This is a genomic window from Pseudomonas sp. WS 5071 (assembly GCF_012985765.1).
Classification (GTDB): domain Bacteria; phylum Pseudomonadota; class Gammaproteobacteria; order Pseudomonadales; family Pseudomonadaceae; genus Aquipseudomonas; species Aquipseudomonas lundensis_A.
This window is the reverse complement of record NZ_JAAQWY010000014.1, coordinates 80,004-96,626: the sequence shown is the minus strand read 5'-3', so window position 1 is coordinate 96,626 and position 16,623 is coordinate 80,004. Positions and strand designations below refer to the sequence as shown.

Genomic DNA, 16,623 nt, shown 5'->3' with positions numbered 1-16,623 from the left:
TGCCGGGGTGCGCCTGGGCAGTGACTACAAATGCACATCGACGGCTAAGGGCAAATGGTCCGAGAGGTGGGTCCAGGGCTTGCCGTCGAGGATTTTCGGGTTGCGACTGCCGGCATTGCGCAAATAGATCCGGTCCAGCCTCAGCAATGGCCAGCGCGCCGGGTAGGTTTTCGCCAGCTTGCCGTGATGGCGCTCGAAGGCCTCATGCAGGTCATCGCGCTGCCTGAGGGCGGCGTTGCCTTGCAGTTTCCAGTCGTTGAAGTCCCCGGCGATGATCACCGGGTCTTGTGGCGGCAAGGATTTGAGCAATTGGTTGAGCAACACGATCTGTAGCTGGCGATGACTTTCCAGCAGGCTCAAATGCACGCAGATCGCATGCACCTGTTCATGACCGGGTACGTCCAGCACACAATGCAGCAGCCCGCGCCGCTCGGGGCCGGTGATGGAAACGTCGAGGTTGCGCCACGATTTGATCGGGTATTTGGACAACACGGCATTGCCGTGGTGGCCGTCCGGGTAGACCGCATTACGGCCGTAGGCAAAATCATTCCACATGCTGTCGGCCAAAAACTCGTACTGCGACATGGCCGGCCACTTGTCGTAGCGCGAAGCGTGTTTTTCATGCTCACCGAGCACTTCCTGCAAAAACACCAGATCGGCCCCGGTGCTGCGCACCGCTTCGCGCAGTTCCGGCAGAATGAAACGTCGATTGAAGGCGGTGAACCCCTTGTGCGTGTTGACAGTCAGCACCTTCATCCGGTGCACGGCGGGCGCGGCGACCGGGGCAGGGGGCTCAAGGTTGTTACCGGCTATATCGAGGCTCATGGTCTCTCCTGTGCGTGGGGTCACGTGGGTTCGACGCATGCCGAGACAGCGCGTTCAGTATCGGCACTGCCTTTTTTATAGCGCGTCGGGGCGTGATCCCCCTTGATGTTGGTCATGTTCGGCCACGCTAAGCAGTGACCTTAAGTAATCACCAAAGCCACCAGAGGCGCGGCAGTCGAGCCGGGCGCTGGTGATGACCTGTGGGCGGTGGCTCCAGGCGATAGACGCGCCGCAGGCCTCCAGTTGCTTCACCAGGTGCACGTCTTCGTGGCAAGCCAGCGGCTGAAAGCCCCCGGCACGGCGGTAGGCTTTGGCGCTGAAGCCAAGGTTGGCACCGTGGATATGCCGGTGGCCGTCCCGTGCTTCGTAGGCCGCCTGGTAACGGGAGCGGGCGGCTTCATCAATGCCGTTGCCCCAGTCGTCGACGGTCACCGTGCCGCACACGGCGTCTTTGCCCAACGCCAATTGCGCCACCAGCCAATCCTCGGCCACGCGGCTGTCGGCATCGGTGCACGAGATCCAGCGCGCCCCGCGTTCCAGCAACCATTGCGCCCCGGCGCCACGGGCAGCGCCCACGTTGCGGGCATTGATCGCCAGCACGTCGACGTCGTATTGCGCAGCAATGTCGGCTGACAGGTCGTCGCAACTGTCGAGCACCACCAGCACGCGCACCGGCTCTGCCTTAAGCTGCGGATGACGGCTGGCGCTGAGCACGGCATGCAGGCAGTGGGCAATCAGCGCCTCTTCGTTATGTGCGGGAATCAGCACGCCGATCATCGCAATCCCTCCAGGCTGGCTACAGAAATAGGGTCGCGGCCCCACACTTCAAGGATGAAATCGTCTTCCAGGTGCCGTACCAGACGCGGCCAGCCCAAGGTGTCGTGCACCCGCGCGTGCACCTCGTCGCCGGTCAGGGCACAGCCTTCGATAGCCGGTCGCCAGTGGCACGCGAGCAACTGGCCATCAGGGGCCAGGCTAAGCAGCGCCAGTTCGAGCATTTCTTCCAGCGCTTTGGGGTCCAGGTAATAAGCCACCTCGCTGATGACAATCAGGTCGAAGCTACGCTCGGGCCATTGTTCCGGCACGCGGTTTTGCCGCACCTCCACGTTGGTGCAGTCGCTCAGCCGCTGGCGTGCCAGTTGCACGGCCTTGGCTGAGGTGTCACAGGCCAGTAGCCAATCGGTTCGCTGGGCGAGCCCGGCGCTTAATTCGCCATTGGCGCAGCCCACTTCAAAAATCGCCGGGTAATGCTGGCGCGGCAGGCTGGCCAGGGTAATGGCCCGTTTGCGCTGTTCGTACCAGCGTTCGCGAAAGGCCCACGGATCGTTGTTGTGGGCGTAGAGCTGATCAAAAAAAGCAGTCGAGACACTCATGATTCATCCCTGTACAAAAACAACTTCATAGGGTTGTAGCAACCGTTCCAGCGCGTGTTCGCTGAGCACCGGTTCGGCACCCGTGCTTGGGTCGTTATGGATCTGGCTGGTGAAGGCCTTGGCTGCATAGCGTTTGCGTGCCACCGCCTGGGCGCTGAGGTCGATGCGCCGGGCGCGCGCCCACGGCACGCGCGGGTCGTCATCGTGGGCCCAGTGCCACGTCCAGATCGGCAGTTCGTGCACGCGGGCGCCCACGTTCGCAGCCGCCTTGACGCTGGCGCGGCCGACGGCGTCGTGATCGCAGTGACCATCGCGGCACCAAGTACTGAACACCACGTCGCCGGGCTTGAGGTGCTGTTCGATGAAGGCCGTGAGTAGCGCTTCATCGGCAGCCACCTGGCTGTCGAGGAAACCGCCCCTGACCCAGTGCAACTCAGGCACCGGCAGGCCGAGTCGGCTCAGGGCCTCTTCAGATTCGAGGGCGCGTTGATACGCCAAATCGCACGCTGGCCATAAGCTGGAGCCGGGGTGGCTGGCGGTGCCGTCAGTGACAGAGATCAACAACAGCGGGCGATTAAGGGTATTGATCAGTTGCAGCAAGCCGCCGGTACCCAGGACTTCGTCGTCCGGATGGGGGGCGACGATGACCGCACGTGAGCCTTCTGGCAGCAGCTCAGTGACGTCCACGGCCGGCAAGTTTGCCAGCCGTTGAGAGTCGCGCCAGTGTTGCAGCGGGGTGCCGCTGCCCACAATCAGGTTTTCTTTCATAGGGGCCAGTGCCTCCCGGGTGTTTGCGCGGCCCATTCGCCCAAGGCTTCGAGGTCGCGCTCAGCATGACTTTGGCGCAAATAAACCGGCAGGTCGGCGCTCAGGCGGGCAAAGTGCGGGTCTTTGCAAAAAGGCCCAGCGCCCAGTGCGCGGCCTACGTGGCGAAGCACCTGTTCGGCGCACTCTTCGATCTGGGCCCGGGTTTGTCGGGCCAGTGCCTGACGGTCGGCAGTGGGCGCTTCATCCAGCAGCCCTGCGCAGACGATCAGGGTATTGCGGGCCCCGAACAGCGCAGCCTGCGCCGCCCCCAAATGCGCCAGTGCATGGGGTTCGGCGCGCTTTGCGCATTGCTGTCGCAGGAACTCGGCCAGCCGGTACGCAGCGCCATACCAGCACGCGGCAATGCCAATCGCGCCTTGCCAAAAACCGGGGCGACGCAAATAGTCGCCGGGTTGGCCCACGCGGGTGCACGGTACGTGCTCAAACAGAATGTCGACGCTGGCCGTTGCGGCCATGCCCACCGCTTCCCAGCCTTCACGGGATACGCTGACCCCTGGCTGCTGCATGTCGACCGCCACCAGTTGCTGGCCGCCTTGTTCATCCCAAGCCGTGAGCAACCCGTGGCTGACCACGCCCGCACCCGAACACCAGGCTTTGCGCCCGCTAATGAGCGAGCGGCCGTCAACAACGCGCAGGAGAACCCGGGCGTTGGGCGGCTCGGCGGCCCACAGGCCCCAAGTACTGCCCGGCGGGACCGGTTTGGCGCCCAGCTCGCGCATCGTGGCCAGCGCATCGGTGTGGCCTTCGTACACCTTGCACAGCCCCAAGTCATGCCCGGCCACCAGTGCCAATTGTTGCCAGCGTTGCAGGGTCATCCCGCTGCCGGGCAACGGCAATTGATCCAGCCCGGCTTCGACCATGCGCTGCAAGCACTGGCCCAGCGCCTGCGGCGTGTTCACCGGCGATGCGCAGTCTTCAAGAAAATCATGCAGAGTCATGGTTAGCCCGCGTCCTTGTGATGCTCCAGTTCGAACAGCGCCACCGAGCGGCCATTCACCCCGTAGGTGCTGCCAAACGCCAAGGTGTGCGGGCTTTTGAAGTCCGGATCGAAGGTGTCGAACTTGCAGATCCAGCCAGTGCCTTCGGGCACTTGCGGCAGGATGAAGTCCACACCGTCATGCTGCGCGTTGAAGGCAATCAGCAAGGTGGCATCGGCGCCCGAACGCTGCACGCCGGAGACCTGCGCCCGGCCGTCAAGCAGCATGCCGAAACTGCGGCTTTGCGGGTCTTCCCACTGTTCGATGGACATTTCGCTGCCATCAGGCGCCAGCCAGGTCACGTCCTTGACCCCCAGCTCCTCGTTGTAATGCCCCACCAGGAAGCGCCCGCGCCGAAGGATCGGGTAGTTGTTGCGCAGTTTGATCAGGCGCTTGACGAACTTGAGCAGCGATTTGCCATCCTCGTCCAGGTCCCAGTTGATCCAGCCGATTTCGCTGTCCTGGCAGTAGGCGTTGTTATTGCCGTGCTGGGTGCGGGCGAATTCATCCCCGGCGACGATCATCGGCGTGCCTTGAGCCAGCAGCAGGGTGGCAAAGAAGTTGCGCATCTGGCGCAAGCGCAGGGCATTGATTTGAGGGTCGTCGGTCGGGCCTTCGACGCCGTGGTTCCACGACAGGTTGTTGTTGCTGCCGTCCTGATTGTTCTCGTCGTTGGCTTCATTGTGCTTGTCGTTGTAGGACACCAGGTCGTGCAACGTGAAGCCATCGTGGGCGGTAATGAAATTGACTGAGGAATAAGGCCGCCGCCCGCGCTGGTTGTACAGCTCGCCCGAGCCGGTCATGCGCGCCGCAAAGTCGGCCAGTTGCCCGTCATCGCCTTTCCAGAAAGCGCGTACGGTGTCGCGAAACCGGTCGTTCCACTCGGCCCAGCCCGGCGGGAAGCCCCCCACCTGATAGCCGCCGGGGCCGCAGTCCCAGGGTTCGGCAATCATTTTCACTTGGCGCAGCAGAGGGTCCTGACGGCAGGCCACGAGGAAGCTGTGGCGCTCGTTAAACCCTTCGTGGTAACGGCCCAGAATGGTGGCCAAGTCGAAACGGAAGCCGTCGACATGCATCTCGTGGGCCCAATAGCGCAGCGAGTCGGTGACCATTTGCAGCACGCAGGGGTGGCTCAGGTCCAGCGTGTTGCCGGTGCCTGAATCGTTGATGTAGTAGCGCTTGTCGTCAGGCATCAGGCGGTAGTAGGAGGCGTTGTCGATGCCACGCATGGACAGCGTCGGGCCTTGCTCATTGCCTTCGGCGGTGTGGTTGTAGACCACGTCCAGAATCACTTCCAGCCCGGCTTCGTGCAGGTGGGCGACCATTTCCTTGAACTCCGCGATCTTGCCGCTGGCCAGGTAGCGCGGGTCCGGGGCGAAGAACGCAATGCTGTTGTAGCCCCAGTAGTTGGTCATGCCTTTTTGCAGCAGGTGCTGGTCGTTGACGAACGCATGCACCGGCAGCAGCTCGACACTGGTCACCCCGAGTTTGCGAATGTGCTCGATGACCTCGTCCACCATCAGCCCGGCAAACGTGCCGCGCACGGCCTCCGGCACGTCGGGGTGGCGCATGCTGATGCCGCGTACGTGGGTTTCATAAAAGATGGTTTTGTCCCACGGCACGATCAGGCGGTGATCGTGGCCCCACGTATGGGCAGGGTCGATGACCTTGCATTTGGGCACGAACGGGGCGCTGTCGCGTTCATCGAAGCTCAAATCGCCGTCCGGGTGGCCGATGGTGTAACCGAACAGGGCTTCGGACCACTTCAGTTCACCGACCAATTGTTTGGCGTACGGGTCGATGAGCAATTTGTTGTGGTTAAAACGGTGGCCGTTTTGCGGGTCATACGGGCCGTACACCCGATAGCCATAAATCTGCCCCGGGTGCGCGTCGGGCAAATAGCCGTGGTACGTCTCGTCGGTGTACTCGGGCAATTCGATGCGTTCGAGCTCCACGTCACCTGTTTCATCAAACAGGCACAGCTCAACTTTGGTGGCGTTGGCCGAAAAAATCGCGAAGTTAACACCTAGCCCGTCCCAAGTGGCGCCGAGCGGGAAGGGCAGGCCCTCCCTCAGGCGCGAGGGTTCAACGTCCGGTGTAACGGGTGGGGCTGACTTGCGCTTGGTCATGGTGACTCCTGGCTGTATCGAAGGCCTTCACAAACGGCAGGCAAAGCGCGGCCGTCAGGCATTACTGTCCTGTTAAAAACGGTTTACGGTGCGGTGCGTCAGGGCGTGACGCACACGGGTGTCAAGAAGCGGGTTTGCGGGGTGCCCGGGGTTTTTTCGCCGCGGGCTCTTTGCTAGCCGGTTTACCGCTTGCAGCTGCGGCTGCCTTGGGTTTGGCTTTACTCGCGGCGGCTTTTTGGGGCGCCAGTGCTTCGGCCTGGGCCAGCTTGTGGGCCATTTCCCAGTGCCGGGCATCCTGGCCATCAGGTTTGCCTTCGGATTCCCAGATCTGGTAGGCAAATTCACGAATGCGTTTGTCGTCGTTATTCATCGCAAAGCTCCTGGAATCAAGTGGTGATCATGAGGTTGACGGGGAAGGAACCGAGAGCGTCGCTGACCCTTATCGTCTTATTGGTAATGACTACGGGCTGCGCAAAAAATCCATTTAATTTGCGCTGAGTTCCGTCGAACGGTAATTCGATGCGGGTATCTGCCCATATGAGTGGATCTATAAATGGCTGCCAACTTTTTTGAGTGAGTTTTGCGCTTAGGCGGGGCACCACCACCACGGCCCATTGGTCTTGCCAACGGCGTACGAAGGCCAGCACGTGACCGGCAAGCTCGCCCGTCACGTTCAACGGCTCATAGCTGCCGCGTGCAAACAGCAGGGGATGCTCGGCACGCCGGGCCAGGGCTTTGGCGACTAGGGCCTGCTTGATCGAGCCGCTGCGCCAGTCGTTGAGCAGGGCAGGTGCCTGTGCGTTGACGTCCAGGCATTGCTGACGCAGGGCGAAGTCCACGGCGCGTCGGTTATCCGGGTCCACCAGGCTGAAGTCCCAGAACTCGGTGCCCTGGTAGATGTCCGGCACTCCCGGTGTGGTGAGCTTGAGCAGGCATTGCGCCAGGCTGTTCAACGCGCCCGCCGGGGCCAGACGTTCACTGGCTGCATGAATGTCGGCCCGCAGGTCAGCACCGGCGGGGTCTAACAGCAGTTGCTCAATAAAATGCTGCACTGCGTGCTCGTATGCTTCATTGGGTGCGGCCCACTGGCTGTCGAGTTTGGCCTCACGCAGGGCCTTGAGCTGCCATTGCCACAGGCGTTCGTTGTAACGCGCCAACCCGGGTTGATCATCGAGCGTGAGCGCCAACGGCCAGGTGGAGAGCACAATCTGATACAGCAGCAGCTCATCGCCCGCTGAAGGCCCTTCGCGTTGGCCGCGCAGTTGACGGGCCAGCGGGCGCCAGCGGGCAATGCACTGCGCGTAGTCGTCGCTGCGCTCGCTGAGGACGGCCAATCGTGCGCGGCAGTCTTCGCCGCGCTTATGGTCGTGGGTCGCCGTGGCCAGCAGATTGTCCGGGAAATGCTGCAAGCGATCTGCGCAGGCTTGATGAAAAACCTGCGGTGGGGCGCTGAAGCGTTCGGCGTGGAAACCCACATCATTACGCGACAGCAGGGCCCCGTAGCGGTAGAAGGCTGTGTCTTCCACCGCCTTGGCAGCCGTAGGCGAGGTGAGCTGTTGAAACCGTATGCAGGCGCGCTTGAGTAATTTGCGCGAGCGACCGTAGGGCCGGGTGCGCCAGTTATCGCCACCCAACCAGCGTTGCAGGGAGTCGAGCACCGGCCAGTCGGCTTCGCTCAGGTCATTGCGTGCGCCCTCCATGGCGCGGCGAAACACCTCGTCATCTGCGGCACTGCGCCCGGCGGCGTTGATGTAGGTGCGGTACACACTGAAATGCACCACCAGCGCGTGCAACGCTCGGGTAATGGCACCCAGCGTCAGGTCGCGGGTCATCAGGTCATCACGGGCCACGTCACGCAGGGCCAGGGCGACGCGGTCGCAATCGCCCGCCAGCGAACCCTTGAGAATTTGTTGCCGGGCCAGCAGCGCTTGCTCGCGGAAGTCACCGGGCCGTTCGCTGTGCTCGGCCCAAAGGCTGGCCAGCGGCACGGCGCCAGCGGGGTCGTGTTGCAACAGCGACACCTGATCCATGAACTCGTAGCCGGTGGTGCCGTCTACGCGCCAGTCATCTGGCAGGGATTCGTGCGGGCCAAGGATTTTTTCGACATAAATCGGCAGGTGGCGATCCGGTGAGAGCGCGTCCACGCGGCGTCTTAACTTGCGGCAATAGCCCCTGGGATCGGCCAGACCGTCTACGTGGTCGATGCGCAGCCCGTCCACCAGCCCGTCGCGGATCAGCGCGAAGATTTTTTCATGGGTGGCTTCAAAAACGGTGGCCCGCTCGACACGCAGCCCGGCCAATTCGTTGACATCGAAAAACCGCCGCCAGTTGATGTCGTCGGCTGCCGTGCGCCAACTGGCCAGTCGATAGGACTGACGTTCGAGCAGCGCATGCAGGCGTTCCAGGCCGCTGGATTGGCGGGCGTCGAAACACGCCAGTTGCTGCTCGATGGCGGCCCGCACTTCAGGTTGGGCACTGAGCACGGCCAGCTCGGCATGCAGCGGCGCCGCCCGCTCCCGGGGGTTGGCCAAGGGTTGCAGCGCTGTGAACCGTTCACCGAGAAACTGCAGGTCGGGCTGGCCGCTGATCTGCAACAAAAAGCCGTAATCCAGCGGGCAAATCGGGAAGTGGTGATGGCCGTGCTCGGCGTAGAAGCGACCCTGTTGCGCGTCGAAGCGCAGGGGCAGCTCGCCGGCTTTTAACGTGGCGCCGTAGTCGTTACCTAAAAAGGGCAGCAGCAATTGCCCTTCGAGCAACGGGTCGGGCGAGTGCCACTGGATGTCGAAAAACTCGGCATACGGGCTGGCGCGGCCCCAGGCCAGCAGGTCGAGCCACCACGGGTTATCAGCGCCGCCCACGGCCATGTGATTGGACACCACATCCAGAATCAGGCCCATGCCATGGGTGCGCAAGTCGGCCACCAGACGCCGCAAGGCCGCCTCGCCGCCGAGCGCCGGGCTGACTTGTGTGGGGTCCACCACATCATAGCCGTGCATCGAACCTTCGCGGGCCGTGAGCAGCGGCGACGCGTACAGGTGGCTGATGCCCATCCGGGCAAAGTAAGGTACTTGCGCGCGCGCATCGTCCAGGGTGAAGCCCGCATGAAATTGCAGGCGCTGAGTGGCGCGCAAAACCGGGGAACTCAACGTCTGCATTCATCACGCTCCTGCGCTTGCAGGCGCGCACAGGCCAGCAGCTCAAGGCGGCGGGCAACTTCAGGACGGTCGAGCAGGGTCGAGCAGGGTATGTGCAAACGTCGCCGCCAGTTGGGGTGGGTGCTCACGGTGCCCGGCAGATTGGCCTGCTCGACCACCCCCAGCGCATCTTCCACGGGCAGCAACACCAAGGGCGAGCGGGTATGGCCGAGGAAGCGCGCACTGGCGTTGAGCACTTGATCGGCGCCCGTGGCTTCCTCCTGAAAATTTTGCGGATCCAGGCTCAGCGCCTGGTGCAGGCCGTTGCGCTCGTGGGCGCGGTTATCCCGCCAATGGTCTTCGGTTTCGGCGTCCACCAGCCCCAGCTGTGCATTCCAGTCGATATCGCGTTCCTGCCACCAGCCATTGAGGGTGGGCAGGTCGTGGGTACTGGTGGTGGCCAGCGCCGTGTCGGGCCACTCCAGCACCGGCCTGAAGCGGGCGCCATAATCTTGTTCGAACAACAGAATGCGCATACCGAGGATGGCGCGTTCGCTGAGTTTGTCGCGCAGCCCGTCAGGCACTGTGCCCAAGTCCTCACCCAAGACGATGGCGCGATGGCGCAGGGATTCGAGCGCCAGCAAGCGCAGCAGATCATCGACCGGGTAATACAAATAGGCGCCTTCGCTGGGTGACGCACCCCGCGGAATCACCCACAGCCGTTGCAGGCCCATCACGTGGTCGATGCGCAGGCCACCCGCATGGGCAAAGTTGGCGCGTAGCATTTCAATGAATGCGCGAAAGCCATTGCGCTTAAGGCCATCCGGTGAAAATGCCGAAATGCCCCAACCTTGACCTTTGCGGTTGAGCAGGTCGGGCGGCGCGCCGACGGTAAGCTGCGACAGCAACTCATCCTGTCGGCACCAGGCCTGGCTCCCCGCGCCGTCGGCACCGACTGCCAGGTCCGCGATCAGGCCAATGGCCATGCCTGCATCCCGTGCAGCTTTTTGGGCCTTGGCCAGGCAGCGGGCGATCAACCATTGGCAAAATGCGTAAAAGCCGATGTCGTGGCGGTGTTCTTCAGCAAACAGCAGCAGTGCCGGACTGTTGGGGTCACGCCACTGCTCAGGCCAGTCACGCCAGTCCTGGCTTAAGTGCTCGGTGCGGCGTTGAACCTGCAAGGCTTCAAACCGGCAATGGTTTTCCAGCGATTCGCCGCCGTTGTCGCAAAATTCGTTGAAATCCTCTCGCAACGGCTGTTCGCCGACCACGAAATCTTCGTAGAGGTTGCGCAGCAAGGTGTGCCGCACGCGGGTGGCAGCGGGCCAGTCGATCAGGGGCAACTGTTCCAGACGCTGCCATTCCTCGCGCAGGCCGCTGTCATCAATGGCCTGCTGCACCACGCTGTCGCCCAGCACGCTGGCCGGGGCGGCATATAAATAGTTGAGGAACAAACGGCTGGAGGGTGAATACGGGCTGTAGCGGTCTGGGTCGCAACTGAACATGGCGTGCATCGGGCTGATGGCCAGAGCGTCGGCCCCGCGTTCCCCGGCGGCCTTGGCGAAAGTTTCCAGCGCTTGCGTGTCTCCCAGCCCGCCGTCGCCCGGGCGGAACAGGCTGTACAGCTGCGCGCTTAAGCCCCAGGTGCGCGGCGTGTCGTTGTCCAGCGCATCGGCCATGCTGAAGCAGCGTGCAGGCGCGACCGCCAGTGTGAAATGCTGTTCGCCGACGTGGGCGCGGTGATAGCCCACCGGGATCATGCCGGGCAGGTAAGCATCGGCATCCAGTTCAATGTCCAGTGAACCCCCGGTTTCGAGGTGAACCATGCATTGACTGTGGGGGGAGAAATAGCGAGTCAGGTCCAGGCTTCTGCCCACGTCGGCGGTCAGCAGGGGCGGCAGGCGTTTGTTTTGTTGCTCCAGTTGCAGGTTCAGCAGGCTGGTCTCGATGGCCTCGTCGCTGTCGGCGGGCAAGCCCAACCCGGCGAGCACGGCTTGTAACACGTGGGGTGACACGCGCTGCGGGTTGCCGTTGGCATCCACCCAGTCCACGGCCAGTCCGGCACGGCTCGCCAGTATTTCCAGTTGCGCGTCACTCATAAGCGCTCTCCATCAAGGGCGAAAGGGTCGGTGGCGGCACCAGACTGACCAGCGCGCTGTAAGGCGCCAGCCGCTGATGCTGCTGCACGTCGAGGGTCATATCGGGTGGGGTCTGGAACAGGACAGGTTGGTCAGGGGCTGGCGCGAAGGGCACGTACTGCCCGCTCAGGTTCAGGGTGATGTGCAGGACACTGGCATCGCCCAGCCGCCAGCTGGCGGTGAAGGCGCCGTCGGCCAGCACTTTGCAGCCCAACGCCTGGGAACCTTCCAGGCGCGCAATGATCTGTTGGCGACGCACCGCGAGCAGGTGTTGGTACAGCGTGAGCATCTCGCGGCGCGGGCCATGTTCGGGCACACGCAAGTCCGGGCGCGAGCGGGCAAAGGTCTCGGGGTCATTTGGGTCGGCAATCAGCGAGTCCGCGTCTTGCGCGTTGAAGGTGCTGAATTCGGCAAATTCCTTGCGCCTGCCTTCACGCACGGCATCGGCCAATTCGCCGCGGTAATCGGTGAAAAACAGAAACGGCTCGGGCGCGGCACTTTCATCCCCCATGAACAACAAGGGGATCATCGGCGACAAGAGCAGCAAAACGGTGGCGGCCCGCAGGGCTTGCGGTGCACATAAATGGTGCAAGCGTTCGCCGTGTGCACGGTTACCGATCTGATCGTGGTTTTGCAGGAACAGCACAAAGGCGCTGGGCGGCAGATGTGCGCTGGGTTCGCCCCGCGCCGCGCCATGGCGATTGGCCTCGCCCTGAAACGCAAAACCCTCACTCAGGCAGCGCGCCAGCTTGTGCGTCGGGTTGTCAGCGAATTCGGCGTAATACGCGTCGGTTTCGCCAGTCAACAATACGTGCAAGGCGTTATGGGCATCATCATTCCACTGCGCGTCAAAGGATTTTTCCAGCAGGCTGGCCTGGTTGAATTCGTTCTCAAGGGTCAGCCATACATGGCGATCGGGGGCTGTGTGGCGCCGCACCTGATACGCGAGTTCATGCAGAAAGTCCGGGTCGCCAATGGCGTGTACGGCATCCAGACGCAAGCCATCAACGCGGTATTCGAGCAGCCACATCAACGCATTGTCGATAAAGAACTCGCGCACGGCCGGGCGCTCATAGTCAATGCTGGCGCCCCACGGGGTGTGGCTGTCCTTGCGAAAAAAAGAGCTGGCATAGTGCGACAGGAAATTGCCTTCAGGGCCGAAGTGGTTGTAGACCACGTCCAGAATCACCATCAACCCCAAGCCATGTGCCTCGTCAATTAGCTGCTTGAGCGCCTGCGGCGAGCCATAGGTGTCGTGCGGCGCATACAGCAGCGCGCCGTCATACCCCCAATTGCGTTCGCCCTGGCATTGCGCGAGCGGCATTAACTCAATGGCGGTAATTCCCATTTCAGCCAGTCGCGGCAGTTGCCGGGCGACGTGGGCATAACCGCCCAAGGCGCCGACATGCAGCTCGTAGATGACGGCTTCCTGCCATGGGCGTCCTTTCCAGTGAGGGTGGCGCCAGTGATAGGCCTGCGGATCGACCACCACGCTCCAGCCCGTCAAACCGCCGTCCTGGGCGCGTGAGGCCGGGTCGGGGACCTCAATATCACCATCTATGTTGAAGCGGTAACGGGTGCCAGCCGGGCACGCAACCTCCAGCGCGAACCAACCATCGGCCTGAGGAATCAATGGCAAAGAGCGTCCGTCGCGCAGCTCCAGGCTGACGTAAAAAGCATCGGGCGCCCACAGGGTGAAGCGCGTGTGGTGCGCGTCCAGTCGCTGAGCACCATGGGAGCCGTGTTCCACGGTTTTTAAGGGCATCGGTACAAGCCTCGGTTCAGGGTCTGCCGGCTCTGTTCAGGGATTTCACCACCAGTTGTTCATAAAGATGGGCATAGGGTTCCACGGCCTGGCACCAGTTGAAAGGCGCTGACATGGCGCGGCAGCGCATGGCGTTGAGCAGATCGGGGAAGGCGAACACTTTGAACGCGCGGCTCAATGCCTGCTCGTAGCTGTGCACAGTGGATTCGTTGAACAGAAAGCCGGTGATGCCATCTTCAATGGTGTCGGCCAACCCGCCGGTGTTGCGTGCCACGGGCAAGGAGCCATAGCGTTGTGCATACATTTGGCTCAGGCCGCAGGGTTCGTAGCGCGAAGGCATCAGCAGGAAGTCACTGCCGGCAAACATGCGCCGCGCATCGGTTTCATTGAAACCGATGCGCACGCCGATCTGGCCGGGGAAGCGCAGGGCCAGATCACGCATGGCTTGCTCTTCTTCGGGTTCGCCACGGCCAATGATTGCGATTTGCCCACCGTTGGCCACGATGTAGGCCGCCACGCCTTCGGTGAGGTCCAGGCCTTTTTGGTACACCAGTCGCGAGACCACGGCAAATAAAGGGCCTTTGGAAGGGTTCAGGCCGAAGAGTGTGCGCACGTGATCGGCGTTGGTCGCTTTGCCTTGCCATTCGCCAATGGCGAAAGGCGCCACCAGGTGCGGGTCGGTCGACGACTCCCAGCTTTCATCAATGCCATTGGGAATGCCGCTGAGCAGGCCTTGCTGGGTTTTGCTGTCCAGAAAGCCATCCAGCCCGCAGCCAAAGGCCGGGGTGGTGATTTCCTGGGCGTAGGTGGCGCTGACCGTGGTGATGTGGCTTGCATAGGCCATCCCGGCCTTGAGAAACGACAACTTGCCATAGAACTCCATGCCTTCCTGTTGCAAGGCGTGGGACGGGATGCCCAGTTCCGGGCAGCAAGCGAGGCTGACCACGCCCTGATAGGCGAGGTTGTGAATGGTGAACAGCGTCGGGGTACGCTGGCCGCGCCAATGCATGTACGCCGGGGCCAGACCGGCGGGCCAGTCGTGGGCATGCACCAGGTCGGGTTGCCAGTGGATCTGCGCCAGGTTGGCAGCGATGTCGGCAGCGGCCAGTCCCAGGCGCGCGAATCGGATGTGATTGTCCGGCCAGTCACGGCCATTGTTTGCGCCGTACGGGGTGCCTTCGCGCTCATAGAGTTCGGGGCAGATCAGGACGTAAATCACCAGCCCGTCCTTGAGGTCCATGCGCCCGATCTTGCAGGGCGGTAAGGCTGCATGGCCGCCCAGCTCGCCAATCACGTGGATCGGGTTGTCACTGTTCATCACCTGTGGGTAGCCCGGAATCAACACCCGTACATCGTGCAGGTGGCGCATGGCGCGGGGGAGCGCCGCTGAAACATCGCCCAGACCTCCAGTCTTGACCAAGTCGGCCAGCTCGGAGGTCACAAACAAGACTTTCTTTTTGTTCGGATTACTCGGGAGCGCTTGTGCGATCGGTACTGCTAGATTGCCAGCCGGTGTCCGGCCAGCACCGGTTATGACCTCATTGACCAGCGTATTCAGGCAATTCTGTGGGTTTGTCGCAGCAGCACTGATCATGGTGTTCTCCCGTTGTATTTATTGATCTGCCCGACCCATGGTCGGGCTCTTACTCACGTCCTGTGGGCAGGCACAACACTGCTTTGTTGATCGCGGGTTAATGCGCAAAGGGTGAGGAGGGCGTTGCAAGGAATGATCCAGAAATCAACGACCCTACTTTTAAGCTGACCCAGCGGTATCGCAGAAGGTTCGTTTTTTTTAAAAGCGACACTCCTGTACGGATTACCGACCTCAGAGTGTAGGAGAGAAGCTGAAAATAGGGCGGATGACTGCCTCATGCAGCGGGCGAAACTTCTCTCAAAAATCGGGCTCGCGACTATTGGGGCACAGGGCGAGCGCTAATCCTCAGGCAAGCAGGTGCAGGCCAACGGACATTCAAGGGGTGTTTAAGCGTGTATATGCCGGTCGATGGCGGCTGATCGCTGCCGATGCATGCAGCGTGTAACAGCCATGCGCCTATCGACTGTCGATAGATGCCGTTCTATCAAGGATCGTCGGTCGACGCCAAGCGCGGGTTAGAACGATTGGGTATTGCTCATAACCAGACGGTTTAAGCCGGTGCGCTAACCCCTCCGCCGGGTTCAGATGCCCGGGCAGGAGCGGGTTAGCGTGAGGAAGGTCAGTTGGCCGGGTAATCGGCCACGATCACATCCTGGCCTTGATGGTTCACGCCGATCACCTGATACGCGTCTTTGCGATCGCCCATTTCCATACCGGGAGAGCCTATGGGCATGCCCGGGACGGCAATGCCTTTGAGATCGTCGCGTTTGGTCAGTGCAATCACTTGGTCTGCGGGCACATGGCCTTCCACGAATTTTCCATCAATCACGCCGGTGTGGCAGGAAGCCAGGCGGGGCTGAACGCCGAGGCGCTGCTTGACGCTGCTCATGTCTGCTTCGACATGGTCATTGACCTTGAACCCGTGTTCTTGCAAATGAGAAATCCAGGTTTTGCAGCAGCCGCAATTGGCATCGCGGTGAACGTCAATGGTCAAAGGGTCGGCGGCGTGGGCCATGCCGCTCAGTAACAGGGCCGAGAGTGCGGCAACGCGCAGTGGGGTTTTCATTGGGGTCCTCTTCGCTTATTAAGGCGCACATGCAACCTTGAGAAAATGTCAGCCTGACCGGCACCTGCTGTCAGTCAACTGATGGCTGGATGACAGTTTTGTCAGGTTGGGGAGGGTTGCCAAGGATTCAAGGTGCAGTGGGGCGTTTATTGAGTGAAACGCAAGCTGCCGCGAATCCCCCGCACTTCTGGCTCGGTGGCTTTATAGCCCTCGGCGGGCCCTGCGTAAGACAGCGCGTAGGCGTGCGCTTCCCGGGTAGCGGCCACCAGGGTTTGGGTGATGACATGGTTGCCGTTCTGGGTGATTTTGCAGGTGGTTTCGAGCGCGTTCAGGCCCCCCAGCGTGCTGGGGTGGATCTTGTTGCAAGCGCTTTGATAGCCGCCCTTGGCGAAATTTTGCTGCAAGGTTTTGCGCATTTGCAGCAGAACGGCCTCCATATTGACCTGATGCTCGGGCGCCAATGTGGTCTGGGTCAGTTCCATCACCATCAGCGGGTCGCCGTTGGCGTCGTTTTTCACGGCGCGCTGGCGCTGGCCGTTGTCGTCCGGGGCAGGCGGCACGTCTTGAATCTCCCAGCCGGCGGGCCAGGTGATGAGCGTTGCATCGGCCAGGGCCATGGGCAGGGCGAGGGCGCAGAAGAGTCCGAGCAGTGCTGTGCAGCGGTGCGAGACAGTCATGGTGGACACACCTTATGGGCGTATGTTGGGTCGCCAGAGTGTATCAACAGGTGTCTGGACAGTGCGTTGGCATAGCAAATGTTTTTTACCTTTGCTCAGCTAAACCTTTGCTTCTTA

At 61.9% G+C, this 16,623-nt stretch carries 13 protein-coding genes; all 13 read right to left on the bottom strand.

Going from position 1 to position 16,623, the window contains the following annotated elements:
* Positions 1 to 24: 24 nt before the first annotated feature.
* The 13 genes from HBN61_RS10945 to HBN61_RS10885 all read right to left on the bottom strand — a co-directional run bounded on the left by HBN61_RS10945 (position 25) and on the right by HBN61_RS10885 (position 16,506).
* The gene (locus HBN61_RS10945; protein WP_170046763.1) at positions 25 to 825 is read right to left on the bottom strand and encodes an endonuclease/exonuclease/phosphatase family protein; all 801 of its coding nucleotides are present in this window, start codon (positions 823 to 825) and stop codon (positions 25 to 27) included.
* A gap of 75 nt (positions 826 to 900) precedes the next feature.
* Positions 901 to 1,602, bottom strand: coding sequence for a glycosyltransferase family 2 protein (locus HBN61_RS10940; RefSeq protein WP_094993333.1), 702 nt, complete (start codon positions 1,600 to 1,602; stop codon positions 901 to 903).
* Positions 1,599 to 2,198, bottom strand: a complete 600-nt coding sequence (locus HBN61_RS10935; RefSeq protein WP_170046762.1) for an SAM-dependent methyltransferase — start codon at positions 2,196 to 2,198, stop codon at positions 1,599 to 1,601. The genes HBN61_RS10940 and HBN61_RS10935 overlap by 4 nt, the downstream gene beginning before the upstream one ends.
* Before the next feature lie 3 nt (positions 2,199 to 2,201).
* Complete coding sequence (locus HBN61_RS10930; protein ID WP_169965674.1) at positions 2,202 to 2,966, bottom strand: PIG-L deacetylase family protein; 765 nt, start codon at positions 2,964 to 2,966, stop codon at positions 2,202 to 2,204.
* Positions 2,963 to 3,964: an acyl-CoA dehydrogenase family protein gene (locus tag HBN61_RS10925; RefSeq protein WP_170046761.1), complete on the bottom strand. Its 1,002-nt coding sequence runs from the start codon at positions 3,962 to 3,964 to the stop codon at positions 2,963 to 2,965. Before HBN61_RS10925 ends, HBN61_RS10930 begins: the two co-directional genes overlap by 4 nt.
* Positions 3,965 to 3,966: 2 nt before the next feature.
* Positions 3,967 to 6,132, bottom strand: coding sequence for a glycogen debranching protein GlgX (gene glgX, locus HBN61_RS10920; protein ID WP_094993337.1), 2,166 nt, complete (start codon positions 6,130 to 6,132; stop codon positions 3,967 to 3,969).
* Positions 6,133 to 6,253: 121 nt separating this feature from the next.
* On the bottom strand, positions 6,254 to 6,502 hold the full coding sequence (locus HBN61_RS10915; RefSeq protein ID WP_094993338.1) for a DUF2934 domain-containing protein: 249 nt from the start codon (positions 6,500 to 6,502) through the stop codon (positions 6,254 to 6,256).
* A gap of 16 nt (positions 6,503 to 6,518) precedes the next feature.
* Positions 6,519 to 9,287 carry a malto-oligosyltrehalose synthase gene (locus tag HBN61_RS10910; RefSeq protein ID WP_170046760.1) on the bottom strand — a complete coding sequence of 923 codons (2,769 nt, stop codon included), beginning with the start codon at positions 9,285 to 9,287 and terminating at the stop codon, positions 6,519 to 6,521.
* Positions 9,275 to 11,365, bottom strand: coding sequence for a 4-alpha-glucanotransferase (gene malQ / locus HBN61_RS10905; RefSeq protein WP_170046759.1), 2,091 nt, complete (start codon positions 11,363 to 11,365; stop codon positions 9,275 to 9,277). Before malQ ends, HBN61_RS10910 begins: the two co-directional genes overlap by 13 nt.
* Positions 11,358 to 13,169, bottom strand: a complete 1,812-nt coding sequence (gene treZ / locus HBN61_RS10900) for a malto-oligosyltrehalose trehalohydrolase (protein WP_170046758.1) — start codon at positions 13,167 to 13,169, stop codon at positions 11,358 to 11,360. The genes malQ and treZ overlap by 8 nt, the downstream gene beginning before the upstream one ends.
* Positions 13,170 to 13,185: 16 nt before the next feature.
* Positions 13,186 to 14,763 (bottom strand): glycogen synthase GlgA, encoded by a 1,578-nt coding sequence (gene glgA, locus HBN61_RS10895; RefSeq protein ID WP_170046757.1) that lies wholly within the window; start codon positions 14,761 to 14,763, stop codon positions 13,186 to 13,188.
* 619 nt (positions 14,764 to 15,382) lie between these two features.
* Positions 15,383 to 15,829: a DUF411 domain-containing protein gene (locus tag HBN61_RS10890; RefSeq protein ID WP_094993343.1), complete on the bottom strand. Its 447-nt coding sequence runs from the start codon at positions 15,827 to 15,829 to the stop codon at positions 15,383 to 15,385.
* Positions 15,830 to 15,975: 146 nt separating this feature from the next.
* On the bottom strand, positions 15,976 to 16,506 hold the full coding sequence (locus HBN61_RS10885; RefSeq protein ID WP_170046756.1) for a DUF4946 domain-containing protein: 531 nt from the start codon (positions 16,504 to 16,506) through the stop codon (positions 15,976 to 15,978).
* Positions 16,507 to 16,623: the final 117 nt, after the last annotated feature.

Excerpts from the sequence above, each read along its gene's own strand:
- HBN61_RS10945 (WP_170046763.1), bottom strand. The coding sequence starts at position 825 with ATGAGCCTCGATATAGCCGGTAACAACCTTGAGCCCCCTGCCCCGGTC.
- HBN61_RS10940 (WP_094993333.1), bottom strand. The coding sequence starts at position 1,602 with ATGATCGGCGTGCTGATTCCCGCACATAACGAAGAGGCGCTGATTGCC.
- HBN61_RS10935 (WP_170046762.1), bottom strand. The coding sequence starts at position 2,198 with ATGAGTGTCTCGACTGCTTTTTTTGATCAGCTCTACGCCCACAACAAC.
- HBN61_RS10930 (WP_169965674.1), bottom strand. The coding sequence starts at position 2,966 with ATGAAAGAAAACCTGATTGTGGGCAGCGGCACCCCGCTGCAACACTGG.
- HBN61_RS10925 (WP_170046761.1), bottom strand. The coding sequence starts at position 3,964 with ATGACTCTGCATGATTTTCTTGAAGACTGCGCATCGCCGGTGAACACG.
- glgX (WP_094993337.1), bottom strand. The coding sequence starts at position 6,132 with ATGACCAAGCGCAAGTCAGCCCCACCCGTTACACCGGACGTTGAACCC.
- HBN61_RS10915 (WP_094993338.1), bottom strand. The coding sequence starts at position 6,502 with ATGAATAACGACGACAAACGCATTCGTGAATTTGCCTACCAGATCTGG.
- HBN61_RS10910 (WP_170046760.1), bottom strand. The coding sequence starts at position 9,287 with ATGCAGACGTTGAGTTCCCCGGTTTTGCGCGCCACTCAGCGCCTGCAA.
- malQ (WP_170046759.1), bottom strand. The coding sequence starts at position 11,365 with ATGAGTGACGCGCAACTGGAAATACTGGCGAGCCGTGCCGGACTGGCC.
- treZ (WP_170046758.1), bottom strand. The coding sequence starts at position 13,169 with ATGCCCTTAAAAACCGTGGAACACGGCTCCCATGGTGCTCAGCGACTG.
- glgA (WP_170046757.1), bottom strand. The coding sequence starts at position 14,763 with ATGATCAGTGCTGCTGCGACAAACCCACAGAATTGCCTGAATACGCTG.
- HBN61_RS10890 (WP_094993343.1), bottom strand. The coding sequence starts at position 15,829 with ATGAAAACCCCACTGCGCGTTGCCGCACTCTCGGCCCTGTTACTGAGC.
- HBN61_RS10885 (WP_170046756.1), bottom strand. The coding sequence starts at position 16,506 with ATGACTGTCTCGCACCGCTGCACAGCACTGCTCGGACTCTTCTGCGCC.